This window comes from Mycobacterium lacus (genome assembly GCF_010731535.1).
In the GTDB taxonomy this organism is placed as follows: Bacteria; Actinomycetota; Actinomycetes; order Mycobacteriales; family Mycobacteriaceae; genus Mycobacterium; species Mycobacterium lacus.
Map to the genome: position 1 here is coordinate 75465 of NZ_AP022581.1, position 13661 is coordinate 89125.

The 13661-nt window shown below is 66.1% G+C and carries 14 protein-coding genes, 1 tRNA gene and 2 pseudogenes; 5 read left to right on the forward strand and 12 right to left on the reverse strand.

What is annotated here, in order from left to right; all coding sequences use genetic code 11:
* Positions 1 to 55: 55 nt before the first annotated feature.
* Positions 56 to 127, reverse strand: a tRNA-Thr gene (locus G6N24_RS00355).
* Positions 128 to 154: 27 nt separating this feature from the next.
* Positions 155 to 877: a hypothetical protein gene (locus G6N24_RS00360; protein ID WP_085162129.1), complete on the reverse strand. Its 723-nt coding sequence runs from the start codon at positions 875 to 877 to the stop codon at positions 155 to 157.
* A gap of 188 nt (positions 878 to 1065) precedes the next feature.
* Between G6N24_RS00360 and phoP the strand changes: the two genes are divergently transcribed.
* Positions 1066 to 1788, forward strand: coding sequence for a two-component system response regulator PhoP (gene phoP / locus G6N24_RS00365; RefSeq protein ID WP_085162128.1), 723 nt, complete (start codon positions 1066 to 1068; stop codon positions 1786 to 1788).
* A 49-nt stretch (positions 1789 to 1837) separates the two neighbouring features.
* Entirely contained in the window at positions 1838 to 3259 is a 1422-nt protein-coding gene (locus tag G6N24_RS00370) for a sensor histidine kinase (RefSeq protein WP_085162127.1), read from the forward strand.
* Positions 3260 to 3301: 42 nt separating this feature from the next.
* Here G6N24_RS00370 and G6N24_RS24050 read toward each other — a convergent pair whose 3' ends face one another.
* The 5 genes and pseudogenes from G6N24_RS24050 to G6N24_RS00395 form a co-directional block, all read right to left on the reverse strand.
* The gene (locus tag G6N24_RS24050) at positions 3302 to 3394 is read right to left on the reverse strand and encodes a PE family protein (protein ID WP_085162126.1); all 93 of its coding nucleotides are present in this window, start codon (positions 3392 to 3394) and stop codon (positions 3302 to 3304) included.
* 87 nt (positions 3395 to 3481) lie between these two features.
* A complete protein-coding gene (locus G6N24_RS00380; protein WP_085162125.1) occupies positions 3482 to 3886 on the reverse strand; it encodes an HIT family protein in 405 nt (134 codons plus the stop codon).
* A gap of 49 nt (positions 3887 to 3935) precedes the next feature.
* A pseudogene (locus tag G6N24_RS23795) lies at positions 3936 to 5332 on the reverse strand (HNH endonuclease signature motif containing protein).
* Positions 5333 to 5511: 179 nt separating this feature from the next.
* Positions 5512 to 5691: a hypothetical protein gene (locus G6N24_RS00390; RefSeq protein ID WP_163745376.1), complete on the reverse strand. Its 180-nt coding sequence runs from the start codon at positions 5689 to 5691 to the stop codon at positions 5512 to 5514.
* An 8-nt stretch (positions 5692 to 5699) separates the two neighbouring features.
* Positions 5700 to 5846: pseudogene (locus tag G6N24_RS00395) on the reverse strand (IS1380 family transposase); the annotation flags it as partial.
* Positions 5847 to 6034: 188 nt separating this feature from the next.
* Between G6N24_RS00395 and istA the strand changes: the two are divergent.
* The 3 genes from istA to G6N24_RS00410 all read left to right on the forward strand — a co-directional run bounded on the left by istA (position 6035) and on the right by G6N24_RS00410 (position 8671).
* Positions 6035 to 7591, forward strand: a complete 1557-nt coding sequence (gene istA, locus G6N24_RS00400; protein ID WP_169716088.1) for an IS21 family transposase — start codon at positions 6035 to 6037, stop codon at positions 7589 to 7591.
* 72 nt (positions 7592 to 7663) lie between these two features.
* Positions 7664 to 8419, forward strand: a complete 756-nt coding sequence (istB, locus tag G6N24_RS00405) for an IS21-like element helper ATPase IstB (protein ID WP_085161386.1) — start codon at positions 7664 to 7666, stop codon at positions 8417 to 8419.
* 57 nt (positions 8420 to 8476) lie between these two features.
* Complete coding sequence (locus G6N24_RS00410; protein WP_139822320.1) at positions 8477 to 8671, forward strand: hypothetical protein; 195 nt, start codon at positions 8477 to 8479, stop codon at positions 8669 to 8671.
* Between the two features lie 488 nt (positions 8672 to 9159).
* On the opposite strand, the gene G6N24_RS00415 is transcribed toward G6N24_RS00410, so the two are convergent.
* From G6N24_RS00415 to G6N24_RS00435, 5 genes are all read right to left on the reverse strand, one after another.
* A complete protein-coding gene (locus G6N24_RS00415; RefSeq protein ID WP_085159135.1) occupies positions 9160 to 9576 on the reverse strand; it encodes a ketosteroid isomerase family protein in 417 nt (138 codons plus the stop codon).
* Between the two features lie 37 nt (positions 9577 to 9613).
* A complete protein-coding gene (locus G6N24_RS00420) occupies positions 9614 to 11626 on the reverse strand; it encodes an oxidoreductase (protein ID WP_139822321.1) in 2013 nt (670 codons plus the stop codon).
* Between the two features lie 26 nt (positions 11627 to 11652).
* Positions 11653 to 12780: an NDMA-dependent alcohol dehydrogenase gene (locus tag G6N24_RS00425; RefSeq protein ID WP_085159137.1), complete on the reverse strand. Its 1128-nt coding sequence runs from the start codon at positions 12778 to 12780 to the stop codon at positions 11653 to 11655.
* A gap of 82 nt (positions 12781 to 12862) precedes the next feature.
* The gene (locus G6N24_RS00430) at positions 12863 to 13408 is read right to left on the reverse strand and encodes a Cif family virulence factor (RefSeq protein WP_085159139.1); all 546 of its coding nucleotides are present in this window, start codon (positions 13406 to 13408) and stop codon (positions 12863 to 12865) included.
* A 2-nt stretch (positions 13409 to 13410) separates the two neighbouring features.
* A complete protein-coding gene (locus G6N24_RS00435; protein WP_139822322.1) occupies positions 13411 to 13659 on the reverse strand; it encodes a ferredoxin in 249 nt (82 codons plus the stop codon).
* Between the last annotated feature and the right edge of the window lie 2 nt (positions 13660 to 13661).

The window sequence follows — 13661 nt, forward strand, 5'->3', positions numbered from 1 at the left end:
CCGTCTAGCAAACACAAAAAAGCGTTTACCAGCGCAAACGCAGCTACAGCTCTAGAGCCCCCTGTCAGGATTGAACTGACGACCGCTCGCTTACAAGGCGAGTGCTCTACCACTGAGCTAAGGAGGCCGGTGAAACCGGTGCAAGCCTAACCGGTCACTCGCTGTCCACGACGCGTTGCGAACGCACCGGCCGCGACGACGAACGGCGCGGGGGGCGGCGCCCCGGCAGCGGGATGCGCTCGGCGATGTTGCTCAGCGGGTTGACCACCATGGTGAGCGCGATGACGGCGTCCTGCAGTGTGGCGATGGCCGGCTCCAGCGCCTCCATCCCGGGCGCCAACCGGGACAGCGTGTCGGCGAGGTCGGTGAGCTGTTCGAGCGGTCCGTTTTTCGACGTGATCCGGTCGATCAGTCCGCCTTCGGCGAGCAGCCGCTCGGCCACCCCATCCTCGGCCAGCAACCGTTCGATCATCCCGTCCTCCGCGAGCAGCCGATCGGCCAGCCCGCCCGGTTGCAGCGCCCGCTGCAGCCCGCCGCCTTCCGCGGTCAGGCGATCGAGCAAACCGCCCGGCGCCGTCACCAGGTCAACCAACCCGCCCGGGCGCAGCAGGCGGTCCAGCGGCCCATCGGGCGCGATCGCGCGTCCCAGCGGGGCATCGTCGTCCAGCAGCCTGCTGAGCCGGTTGGCGCGCGCCAACGCTTCGTCGATTCCCAGCATGTTGGAGATTGCGCTCGAGCCGCTGCCGCCGCCGTCGCCCAGCGCCTGCTTCGCCATGGCAACGCCCGCACCCGCGAGGTTCAGGCTCGCGTCCGCGGCAGCCAGCCCGATTCGCACCGGGGCGGTCGCAACCGCCACGATGCTTTTGCCGAGATTCATCCTGCGAGTCTATGCACGACGCGCCGCAGAAATCCGCTGAGGGTCCGAAGCCGACACAACGACACCTGGCAGACTATTGGCAGACTATTAGCAGACTATTGGCAACGAGCTTTCAGGAATTACACAATGATTGTGAAGGTGGGCGATTGTGAAGCTTGGCGTTCAAGAAGTGCGAGGGGACTGACCTCATGACGGCAGCGACCGCAGGCGAAGCCACCACACCGGAGGCTCGCGTCCTCGTCGTCGACGACGAGGCCAACATCGTCGAACTGCTCTCGGTGAGCCTCAAATTCCAGGGATTCGAGGTCCACACGGCGACCAACGGGGCCCAAGCGCTGGACCGGGCCCGCGAGGCCCGGCCGGACGCGGTGATCCTCGACGTGATGATGCCCGGCATGGACGGCTTCGGGGTGCTGCGCCGGCTGCGCGCCGACGGCATCGATGCGCCGGCGCTGTTCCTGACGGCCCGCGATTCCCTGCAGGACAAGATCGCCGGCCTGACCCTGGGTGGCGACGACTATGTGACGAAGCCTTTCAGCCTGGAGGAGGTCGTCGCCCGGCTGCGGGTCATCCTGCGGCGCGCCGGCAAGGGCAGTTCGGAACCGCGCAACGCCCGCCTGACCTTTGCCGACATCGAACTCGACGAGGAGACCCACGAGGTGTGGAAGGCCGGGCAGCCGGTGTCGCTGTCGCCGACCGAATTCACTTTGCTGCGCTACTTCGTGATCAACGCGGGCACGGTGCTGAGCAAACCCAAGATTCTCGACCACGTCTGGCGCTACGACTTCGGCGGTGACGTCAACGTCGTCGAGTCGTATGTGTCGTATCTGCGCCGCAAGATCGACACCGGGGAGAAGCGGCTGCTGCACACCCTGCGCGGCGTTGGTTACGTGTTGCGGGAGCCGCGATGAACGTGTGCCCCGGCGGGCGAGACATCCAGCGTTAGCGAAGAATACGCGCATGGCCAAATTCCGTCGACGCGCATTGCCACTGCGAGTGGGCCTGGTCGCGGCCACCCTGGCTTTGGTGGCCTGCGGCCTGGCGGTCTCCGGGGTCGCGGTCACCTCGATCCTGCGGCACAGCCTGATCAGCCGGATCGACTCGACCCTGCTCGACGCGTCGCGCACCTGGGCGCAAGCCCCGAGACGGCAATCGGCCGATGGCCCCGACCCCGGCCGGCCGCCGTCGAAGTTCTACGTGCGCGGTATCAACGCCGACGGCGTCCCATTCACCGCCATCAACGACCGCAACGCTGAACCGGCGCTGCCACCCGACAACGACGTGGGCCCCAACCCGACGACGCTGCAATCCGTCAACGGCTCCGATATCGAATGGCGGGCCGTGTCGGTGCGCGGGCCGCACGGCCTGACCACAGTCGCGATCGACCTATCCGACGTACAGCACACGGTGCGGTCGCTGGTCTGGTTGCAGGTCGGCATCGGGGTCGCGGTGTTGGTCGTGGTCGGGATCGCCGGTTTCGCGGTGGTGCACCGCAGCCTACGTCCGCTGACCGAAGTCGAGGAAACCGCCGCGGCGATCGCTGCCGGCCAGCTGGATCGCCGCGTTCCGGAGCGCGACCCCCGCACCGAGGTGGGCCGACTTTCCTTGGCGCTCAACGGAATGCTTGCCCAGATCCAGCAGGCGATGGCCGACTCGGAGTGTTCGGCGGCGAAGGCCCGCGGTTCGGAGGACCGGATGCGGCGGTTCATCACCGACGCGAGCCACGAATTGCGCACTCCGCTGACCACCATTCGCGGGTTCGCCGAGTTGTATCGCCAGGGCGCCGCCCGCGACGTGGCGATGCTGTTGTCGCGCATCGAAAGCGAAGCCAGCCGGATGGGTCTGCTGGTCGATGATTTGTTGCTCCTTGCCCGGCTGGACGTGCAACGGCCGCTCGAGCACGATCGGGTGGACTTGCTGGCGCTGGCCAGCGACGCCGTGCATGACGCGCAGGCGATCGCCCCCAAGCGCAGGATCACGATGGACGTCCTCGACGGCCCTGGCACCCCGGAGGTGCTCGGTGATGAACCGCGGATTCGTCAGGTGCTGAGCAACCTCGTCGCGAATGCCTTGCAGCACACGCCGGAGAGCGCCGACGTCATCGTTCGGGTCGGCACCGATGGCGACGACGCCGTGCTCGAAGTGGCCGACAAGGGGCCCGGCATGAGTGCGGAGGATGCGCTGCGGGTGTTCGAGCGGTTCTATCGCACCGACTCATCACGGGCGCGGGCCAGCGGCGGTACCGGACTGGGGCTCTCGATCGTTGATTCCTTGGTGCAGGCCCACGGTGGCGTCGTCACGGTGACGACCGCGCCCGGGGAGGGCTGCTGCTTCCGCGTCACGCTGCCGCGTGTGAGCGAGGTGGCCGCGCACGTCGGTTAGCCCGCTGGCCTGCTAACGCCACCCCGGTGGTCGGGGCTACCGCTACGGCATTGGCCCACTGAACGCCGAACCGATGCCCTCCAGATCCGTCGTTGCCGCCGCCACCATCTCCGGCGTCACCACCACGAACGACATGGCTGCCGCCCACGAATTCAAGCAGCCCTTATATCAGCGTCCAGCACAAGTTTTGGAACAAACCTTTGCACTACACGCACGTATTGGTCACGCCAATTGAGCTAGGGCCGCCCTGATCTTGGCCTGCGCCTCGTCGAGCGATTCCGGTGACGGGTTGCGGTCGACGTTGGCAAAGCCGAAGTCGCTCAGGCGTCGGGTGGGAAAGACGTGGACGTGCAGATGGGGGACTTCCAGTCCGGCGATGATCACCCCGGCGCGTGCTGTTCCGAAGGCACGGCACACGGCCTTTCCGATCAGTTGGCTCACTGCCATGACCCGGCCGAAGACCGGACCGTCCACGTCCTGCCAGTGGTCGATCTCCGCACGCGGCACCACCAGCGTGTGCCCCTGCGTCATCGGCTCGATCGTCAGGAACGCGACGACCTCGTCGTCCTCGTAGACGAAGCGACCGGGCAGTTCACGGTTGATGATCTTGGTGAAGATCGTGGGCATTGGATCAGCATATGGTCGCCGAAATTGCCGGGGCGCCAGGTATCGCCGGTCATGCCGCCCCTGAGCTGTCGTCCTCGTCGTCGTCTTCGTTGTGTAGCAGTTTTTCGGGGTGGTGGAAGGTGTTCGTGCTAGGTTGGCTGCGGTCTAGGTGGGGCGGTGGTATCCATTCGGTGTCGCCGTTGGCGCGTTTGCGGGTGGTCCAGCCTTGTTCGGCTAGTGGGTGATGGCCGCCGCAGGCGAAGGTCGGGTCGTTGACGTCGGTGGTGCGGCATTGGGCGTAGGGGGTGCAGTGATGGACTTCGGCGTTGTAGCCCTTGACGTCGCAGCCCGGCGCCGAGCAGCCGCGGTCCTTGGCGTACAGGACGATTCGTTGCCCCGGGTGAGGTCAGGCGTTTGGTGTGATAGAGCGCCAGGGCTTTGCCCTGGTCGAAGATGGCCAGATAGTGGTGAGCGTGGCGGGCAAGGCGGATCACGTCGCTCATCGGCAGGATGCTGCCGCCGCCGGTGAGTGCGGTGCCGGCGGCGGCTTCCAGCTCGGCCAGGGTGGTGGACACGATGATCGACGCTGGTAACCCGTTGTGCTGGCCCAAATCTCTGGAGGCCCAGCATGGCGCGCAGGGCGGCGTTGAGGCCGTCGTGGTTGCGTTGGTTTGCCGTGCGGGTGTCGGTGTCGATGGCGGTTTGGCTGGGGGTGCCGTCCACACAGGGGGTGTCGCTGTCGGGGTTGCACATGCCGGGGGCGGCCAGTTTGGCCAACACCGCCTCCAGGGTGGCGCGCAACTCGGGGGTGATCATCCCGCGTAGCTCCGACATGCCGTCGGACTGCTGGTTACCCAACCTCAGCCCGCGCCGCCGCGCCCGGTCCTCGTCGCGGTAGGTGCCATCAGGATTAAGGCAGTCGGCGATGGTGTCGGCCAGCCCGGCGTGGGGGTACCGCCCGCTTGCGGGGGATTGTTCGGGTCGATATTGGCTGCCCTGGCGCGCCAGGTCGGCTTGGGCGCGCTCGCGGGTGGCCGCGTCGACCCAGCCGGGCAGCCGGTGGTGGACGCGGCGGATCACCGCGATGTGGCCGGCGCCGAGTTTCCCGGCTTTCTGCGCGGCGGCCGTCGCAGCCAGCATCGGCGGTAGGGGTTCGCCGGTGAGCCCGCGGCGCGGCCCGAGGTCGGCGGCCTCGTTGATGCGTCGGGAGGCTTCGGCGCGGCTGGTCAGTGCCTAGTCGGCGATCGCATGCGAGAGCTTGGCGCCCAATTCTTCGGCAGTGGCTTGGCGGGCCAGGTTGTTGATCAACTGATGCTCGGGCACCGGCAGCCGGCGGCGCACCTTTTCGCAGCGTTCCAGCAGCGCCAGCCACTCCCGGGTGCTCAACGCATCGAATCTCAGCCCGACCACGCCGTCGACCGCGGCATCGAGTGCGTCGAACGCCGCGGTGATTACCTCGCGATCCATACCGCGAAACTATCGCAGGCCACCGACAAAAAACCGGCGCCCACAAACCACTGAAACCACAGTGACACAAGTGATTTCGTTACTATGTAGTGCTTAGAAGGTGAGTCACAAAGCAATTCAAAGGCGCTGCGAGCCGTCGAAGCGAAATCATGAGGACTCGGGCGCATCGGCTGAGGTCGTCAGGCCTGCTGCTCGAACAATTCGCGCAGTTCGGCCACCGACCACGGCGGGGAGTCGCGGTACCCGATGAGAGTCGGTGATGGCCTGGGTAACTGTCCGATGAATCCACCTGCGGTTATGAGGATTTCGTCAGTCAGGTGGTTGGCGCGATCGCTGGCTTGATATAGCGACGCCCGCATCGCGGCTTCGTCGCTAGTGGAGACAGGCGCTTGCCTGGTACCTGCTTGCCGGCGATCTCGGTATGTCCGTAGGAGGTGCCCTGTCTGGCATGCCCAGAGACCGGGCGAAGCAGCGAATCGATATCGATGAACGCGCGTACATCGGCGCCGGCCAGCTGTCAGCGGTCACGCAATTCCCCAGGTTTGAGGGGTTGTCCGTCACGGAATTCCCCACCCTGGCTGTCAGGTAATTCCCCACCCTGGGCGGTGTGTCTGCCGGGTGTGGGCCTCGCACACATGTTCGCTCTTGATCCGTCGGAGTACGGCGGACGAAGGGGCACTGATGGCGAGGAGAGATATCGAGATGTTCGATCTGATCGAGTTGTACACGCATTGGCAGGCTGGTCGCTCACAGGTGCAGTTGTGGCAGTCGCTGGGGATGGATCGTAAGACGATCCGCAAGTATCTGGCCCCGGCGGTCGCCGAGGGCATTGGCCCAGGCGGAGAACCGCTGAGCGCCGAGCAGTGGGCGGCGCGGATCGCGCAGTGGTTTCCCGGACTGGATGATCGCGGCGCGCGGGCATCGACGTGGCCGTTGATCGACCGGCATAGCGACCGGATCAAGGACTGGCTGCACGCCGATGTTACGGTCGCCACGATCGCGCAGCGGCTACGTGACGACCATCAGGTCGACGTGTCGGAGTCCTCTGTGCGGCGTTGGGTGGCAATGAATTTCGCCGATGAGGTGGCTCGTGCTCGGGTGAGCGTGCCGCGCGGCGAAGTGCCGCCGGGCAGCGAAGCGCAGATCGACTACGGCCGGTTAGGAATGTGGCTGAACCCGGCCACAGCCAAGCGAGTCGCAGTGTGGGCGTTTGTCATGGTGCTGTCGTGCTCGCGGCACCTGTTCGTTCGCCCTGTGGTCAGGATGGACCAAACCACCTGGTGCACTTGCCATGTCGAGGCATTCGAATTCTTCAATGGTATTCCGGCCCGGCTGGTGTGCGACAACCTCAAGACCGGGGTGGACAAGCCCGACCTATATGACCCGAAGATCAACCGCACCTACGCCGAGCTGGCCGCCCACTACGACTGCTTGATCGACCCGGCCCGGGCGTTCAAGCCCAAGGACAAACCTCGTGTCGAGCGGCCGATGCCGTATGTGCGGGATTCGTTCTGGCGGGGCCGCGAGTTCACCTCGCTGGCTCAGATGCAGGGCGAGGCGGCCCGGTGGAGCCGGGAGGTGGCCGGGCTACGACATTCACGGGCCCTCGACGGCGGCCAGCCGCTGCGGGTGTTCGAAGCGATCGAGGCCGATACGTTGAAACCGTTGCCGCGCCACGCGTTCGAACTCACCACCTGGTCTATCGGCACCGTGGGGGTCGATACGCACCTCAAGGTCGGCAAGGCCCTCTACAGCGTGCCATGGCGGCTGATCGGGCGGCGCCTGCACGCCCGCACCGCCGGTGACATCGTGCAGATCTTTGCCCACAACGAGGTCGTCGCCACCCATGTGCGGCGGGCCTCGGGGCGCTCCACCGACTTCTCCCACTACCCGCCGGAGAAGGTCGCCTTCGCGATGAAAACCCCCACCTGGTGTCGGCACACCGCCGCCCAGGTCGGCCCCGCCTGCGAAGCGGTGATCGCCGAATTCATGCGCGACAACGCGATCCACCACCTGCGCTCGGCGCAAGGAGTGCTCGGGCTGCGCGACAAGCACGGCTGTGATCGGCTCGAAGCCGCCTGCGCCTGCGCGATCGCCGTCGGCGACCCGGCGTATCGGACCATCAAGGGCATCCTGGCCGCCGGCACCGAACACGACGCCACCACCGCCGAACCGGCCACTGGCGCCGCCGCCACTACCGCGGCGTTCCTGCGTGGCCCCGACCAGTTCGCCACCGGCGACACCGGCGGAGTCGGCTGAAAGTCACCCGGGTCCCGGAATCTGACCGAATCACAACCCACATAAGCTATTTCACAAGGAGAACACGACTTCATGGGTATTTGTGACCCCGCGCTGCGCAACGCGCTGCGCACTCTGAAACTGTCGGGCATGCTTGACACCCTCGACGCCCGGCTAGCCCAGACCCGCAACGGCGACTTCGGGCACCTCGAATTCCTGCAAGCACTGTGCGAGGACGAGATCGCCCGCCGCGAATCGGCCGCCCTGACACGGCGCATCCGCCGCGCGAAGTTCGAAGAACAAGCCACCTTCGAATCCTTCGACTTCTCCGCCAACCCGAAACTGCCCGCCGCCATACTGCGCGACCTGGCCGCGCTGCGCTGGCTCGACGCCGGCGAGTCGGTCATCCTCTACGGACCCGTTGGGGTAGGCAAAACCCATGTGGCACAAGCACTCGGGCATGCTGTAGCCCGACGCGGCGGCGACGTCCGTTTCGCCAAAACCTCTCGGATGCTCGCCGACCTCGCCGGCGGGCACGCCGACCGCAGTTGGGGCCAACGCATCCGCGAATACACCAAACCGCTCGTGTTGATTCTTGATGATTTTGCGATGCGCGAGCACACGACCATGCACGCCGACGACCTCTACGAGCTAATCAACGAACGCGCGGTCAGCGGCAAGCCGCTGATCTTGACCTCCAACCGCGCCCCCAACGACTGGTACGGCCTATTCCCGAACCCGGTCGTCGCCGAATCGCTACTCGACAGGATCATCAACAGCAGCTACCAGATCCTCATGGACGGACCCAGCTACCGGCCCCGCAAACGGCCCGGACGCAGCGTCAGCTAGACAACGCCACCGCGGGCACGGTACACATACCATCGAGGCCCGCACCTGGGGAATTCCGTGACGGCAGCCCTGGGGAATTACGTGACGGTCGACAGCCAGCAGCTCGACGCGAGATTGTCATCGTCGAACACCGCGGAATCCAGCGCGAACCTGTGGGGCGCTCTCACCGGAAGCGCCTTTCACCTGTTGGTCGGAATGTTGCGCGGAAACTCCAATCATCCCAGCTCAGACAGCATTGTCCGCCGCGCCTGATGACCCGCGCGGTGCAGCGCTACATCGATGACATGTAGCTGTTCGGTGCGAGTGTTCGTCCCGGTCCGGGCACGCAGTATGACGAGGCCGCCTGGACCGACAGCATCGTGGCATACGGGGGGTGTGCTGGGTACCTGTCAACAGCTCGGTACCACTTGGTGACGATCGCAGGTAGCTGGTGAGAGCAGCCCACGACGTTGGGTGCGGCATGTCCGGGTAAGCGTTCGAGCAGCTAAGGCCGTATCACTGGCCAGGCAGTGGAACCCAGATCCCGAATAGCCAGAAGCCCCACTGCAGGAAGTACGAATCCCACACCGGCACCACTGAGAATCCCCAGTAGTTCAAGATGGGGGGTGCCCAGCCAGCCGGCGGAGGCCAATGTCCCCCGAGCGGGGTATACCCGCCCCATGTTGCTGGGCCCCAACTCAGTGGGGGTGGCGGCGGAGGCCCACGACGGCGTCAGGGCCGCCGTCGCGCGTCGCCGGGTCTCACTGTTTGCCGAACTTCATCATGTCGAGGTTCCAGTACCCGCGCATGCTGGTGATGAGCCCGGCGTCGTTGACACGGTAGGTGAACACGCCGCGCACCTCGCTGGTGAAGCCACCCTCAAACTTGCTGTGCAGCACCAGGATATGAGCGATCTCGCTGGGCGAACTGGACGGGAAGGTCTCCTCGCAGGTGATCGTCAGCTGATTGGCCGCGATGTTGGTGTCGTAGAAAGTGGCGACCCCATCCTTGCCCCTGACCCCGGTGCCATCCGGATTCGTGACGGACTTGCCGATCGGGTCCTCGATGACGACGTCGTCCGCCATCAGAGCCAGCCAGCCTTCGCGGTCGTGGGCCTGCACGCAGCGCCACGAGGCCTGCGACGCGGTCAATGCCGGGGATTGGGCTGTTTGGGTCATTGACATCTCCTATCGGGCTATCTCTCCTGTTGATTTTCTAGATGGCGCACGCGGCGCGAGCGCCGTCCTCGGTGGCCTTGCGGATGAGGCCCAGGCCGCTGCAATCGCCGGCGGCGTGCACCTCGGCATCGGGCATGGCGGCGACCAGGGTGTCGAACAGCGCGGTGTCGGGCTCCATGGCGCCGGCCAGCACCACGCTGTCGGCGGCCAGTTCCCGGCTGGCCCCGCCGGACGGTGAGAACACCACGGCGGCGGGCGTAATCCGCGAGACGGCAGCACGGACGTGAACGGCGACACCCAGCCGGTCCAGCCGATCCATGTGCTCGGTCTTGCGCTTGTTGCCCACCTCCGGGGCTATGTCCTTACCCGCCTCCAGTACCGACACCAGTCGGCCACGGGTCGCCAGGAACTCGGCGAGTTCGAGAGCGACCAGGTCACCGCCGATGATCGCGACACGGCGGCCGACCGGCATCCATGCGCGGGCGGCGAGCCTAACCACGGTGGGACGCACCAGCCGCTGCCGCCAGCCGGCCAACAGCGTGCCATCCAGCAATTCACGCAACCCAGGCCCCGTGCGAACGTGTGGCAGCTCAGCACCGGGAATCTCGGGCACCACGACGTGGCCACCGGTGGCCACCACCACCGCATCCGGCCTCATGGCGACAACCTCGGCGGCCGAAATAGTATGGCCGAGACGAACTTTCGCGGTGCTGCGCCGGATCTCCTGGCGCAGGTAATGCAGGAACGGCTGGTTTTCCGGATGCAGGACGCATGCCCAGCGCAGCGCTCCGCCCAGTTGACCACCGCGTTCGAAAAGCGTGACGTGATGCCCGCGCTCGGCGGCCACGCGCGCGGCCTCCAGTCCGGCCGGACCGCCACCGACCACCACCACCCGCTTGCGGCACTTGGCGCGAGGGCCCGCCAGTTCGCGCTCCCTGCCGGTGCGGGGGTTGACCGCACAGTCCACCGAGAAACGCTGTTCCATTGCGTCGATGCAGTTTTCACACGAGATGCACTTGCGCACCTGGCGCGCCTGACCGGACAGCAGCTTGTGCGGCAGATCGGGGTCGGCCAGCAGCGGACGTCCCATCGCGATGAAATCGGCGCGTCCGTCGGCGAGGATCCGCTCGGCCCGGGCGGGATCGTGGATCCGGCCGACGGCGATCACCGGCACGTCGACCACCTGCTTGACCGCGGCCGCGGCACCGACATTGACTTCATCGCCGTCGTCGGCGCCATTGACCATCCCGGTGACGAGCCGATCGATCACGCCTCCGCTGACGTGGAATGCGTCCACGCCGGCGGCGACGAGTTCGGGCGCCATCCGGGCGGTTTCGTATATCGGCCGACCCCCGGCGACCCGCTCGTATCCGGAGATGCGCAGCGTGATCGGCAGCGCGTCGCCGATTTCGGACCGGATCGCGGCCAGCGCCTCCAGCACCGCTCGCAGCCGGCCATGTGGGGAGTCACCACGGTACTCGTCGGTACGCCGATTGCGTTGTGGGGCAAGGAATGAGCCTAACAACATGTAGCCGTGCGCGGCGTGCAGCTCGATACCGTCGTAGCCGGCTTCGGCCGCGCGCCGCGCGGCGGCCTTGAACAGATCGAACACCTCGACGAGCCGCTCCTTGGTGATCTCGGCCGACGGGCGGCCGGTCAGATAGGAAGGAATCACCGACGGCCCCAGCGACGTCACGCCGAACATCTCCGGCCCCAGGCCGTCCGGTCCGGCGTGCACGATCTGCGGCTGGATCTTGGCGCCGTGCTCGTGCACCACGTCCACCAGCGCCCGATGCGCATCGACCGAGGCGTCGGTGGCCAGGTGCAGGCCGGCGGGAGTCTCGGGGTGCCGATTGTCTACTCCGGTGGCGCCCACCGTGATCAGGCCGACGCCGCCCTTCGCGCGGGCGGCGAAATAGTCGCGGGTGCGTTCCGAGGGCAGCCCGTCCGGGGTGCCGTACATGGTCTCCATGGGCGACATGACGAGCCTGTTACGCACCGCCATGGCGCCGATTCGTCCCGGCGCCAACAGGTGCGGAAAGCGGGCCACTCCAGGCCACTCCAGGCAGGTGGCGTTTACCGATCCGCGTCCGTGTATCGGATGACGCCGCGAATGTTCTTGCCGTCCAGCATGTCTCGGTAGCCGTCGTTGATCTGCTCGAGCTTGTACTGGGTGGTGACCATGTCGTCGAGGTTGAGCTTGCCGGCCTTGTACATCGCCAACAGTTGGGGGATGTCGTACTGGGGATTGCCGCCGCCAAAGATGGTACCCTGCAGGTTCTTTTGCATCAGGGTCAGCATCGCCAGGTTCACGTTCACCTGGGTGTCCAGCAGGCTGCCAATCGCGGTCACCACGCAGGTGCCGCCCTTGGCGGTGATGTTCAGATAGCTGTCGATGTCGGCGCCCTTGAGTTCGCCGACGGTGAGAATCACCTTGTGGGCCATCAGACCGTAGGTGACCTCGGCGATGCCCAGCAGTGCGGCCTCCATGTCCGGGTAGACGTGGGTGGCGCCAAACTTCAAGGCCTGATCACGCTTCCATTCCACGGGGTCGATCGCGAAGATATAGCGCGCGCCGGCCGCCACCGCGCCCTGCAACGCCGCCATACCGACCCCGCCGACACCGACGATGGCGACGTCCTGGCCCGGCCGGATGTCGGCGGTGCGGACCGCCGAACCGTAGCCGGTGGTAACACCGCAGCCGACCAGGCAGGCGACCTCGAACGGGACCGACGGGTCGATCTTCACCACCGAGCTCTTGTGCACCACCATGTACGGCGAGAACGTCCCCAGCAGCGTCATCGGGTAGACGTTTTGGCCGCGGGCCTGGATGCGGAACGTGCCGTCGCTCACCGCCGCGCCGGCCAGCAGTCCGGCCCCTAGATCACACAGGTTGCGCATCCCCGCCTGACAGGTCGGGCATTTGCCGCAGGACGGGATGAAGGACAACACCACGTGGTCACCCGGGGCGATGTCTTCCACGCCGGGACCAACCTCGGTGACAATACCGGCGCCCTCGTGTCCGCCCAGCACCGGGAAGCCTGCCATCGGGATCCCGCCGGTGACCAGATGGTGGTCGGAGTGGCACATGCCCGCCGCTTCCATCTGGATCTTGACCTCGTCCTTGACCGGGTCACCCATGTCGATCTCTTCGATGGACCACGGCTGGTTGAACTCCCAGATCAGTGCGCCCTTGGTCTTCACCGTGAACCTGCTTTCATCGTTGAACGTTGGCTACGAACGGCCCCGGAACAACCGATTGGCTGAACGGGCGATCACCACATGCCTACCAGAGGGGTACCGGAGTCTTCCCGAGCGGGTAATAACCAGGCACTTTGTCACCGGAGATGCCCCGTTCAATGCGCTTCTGCATGCCCGCCGAGAGCTTGCCGGCCTTGATCAATTCCAGGTAGAGCGCCGAAACATGCCCGAAGTCGAAGAAGTCGCGCTGCCAGTTCCATTTCCCACCACCGGCGTAGCGGAACCAGCTGCCGCCGATGCCATACACCTCCTGCTCGGCTCCGTCGCAATCGGTGGCGACCTGCTTCCAGAACCCGACGACCTCGCCCAGCTTGTCGTCGATCACGACGCGTTGGTACGGGTAGCGCCAGCCCTGCAGGCCTTCCATTTCCTGGCCGAGCGCGATGTCGCGAATCTCGTCGATCCCGACGCACATCACGTCCTCTTTGGGACCGATGTTCCAGCCATACGTGGCGTCGTCGGTGTAGAACGCGGCGAGCAGGGTCCAGTCGCCGGTCCGCTCCGCCTGGCGGTTGGCCTCCAACCAGCGCTGCACCACCCCTTCCAGTTCCGAACGCGGGAATTCGGCCACGATCAATCTCCCGTTCCTCGTCCTCGGATGGACGCTGTTTCTGGGTTCGACCCTGCATCTCGGATCGACAAGGCCTGGGTGGGGCAGGCCCGCACGGCCCGCATGATCTCGCCGCGGGCCGCCTCGGGCGGCTCGGCGTCGAGGATTTCGACCTGGCCGCGCTTGGGCGCGCGGAAGTAGTCGGGCGCCTCCAGCTCGCACATCGCGTGGCCCTGGCACAAATCCAGGTCGGCCTCGACTCGGTAGCCCATCA

Coding starts and splice junctions, on each gene's coding strand:
- G6N24_RS00360 (WP_085162129.1), bottom strand. CDS start 877: ATGAATCTCGGCAAAAGCATCGTGGCGGTTGCGACCGCCCCGGTGCGA.
- phoP (WP_085162128.1), top strand. CDS start 1,066: ATGACGGCAGCGACCGCAGGCGAAGCCACCACACCGGAGGCTCGCGTC.
- G6N24_RS00370 (WP_085162127.1), top strand. CDS start 1,838: ATGGCCAAATTCCGTCGACGCGCATTGCCACTGCGAGTGGGCCTGGTC.
- G6N24_RS24050 (WP_085162126.1), bottom strand. CDS start 3,394: ATGTCGTTCGTGGTGGTGACGCCGGAGATGGTGGCGGCGGCAACGACG.
- G6N24_RS00380 (WP_085162125.1), bottom strand. CDS start 3,886: ATGCCCACGATCTTCACCAAGATCATCAACCGTGAACTGCCCGGTCGC.
- G6N24_RS00390 (WP_163745376.1), bottom strand. CDS start 5,691: ATGCGGGCGTCGCTATATCAAGCCAGCGATCGCGCCAACCACCTGACT.
- istA (WP_169716088.1), top strand. CDS start 6,035: ATGTTCGATCTGATCGAGTTGTACACGCATTGGCAGGCTGGTCGCTCA.
- istB (WP_085161386.1), top strand. CDS start 7,664: ATGGGTATTTGTGACCCCGCGCTGCGCAACGCGCTGCGCACTCTGAAA.
- G6N24_RS00415 (WP_085159135.1), bottom strand. CDS start 9,576: ATGACCCAAACAGCCCAATCCCCGGCATTGACCGCGTCGCAGGCCTCG.
- G6N24_RS00435 (WP_139822322.1), bottom strand. CDS start 13,659: ATGGGCTACCGAGTCGAGGCCGACCTGGATTTGTGCCAGGGCCACGCG.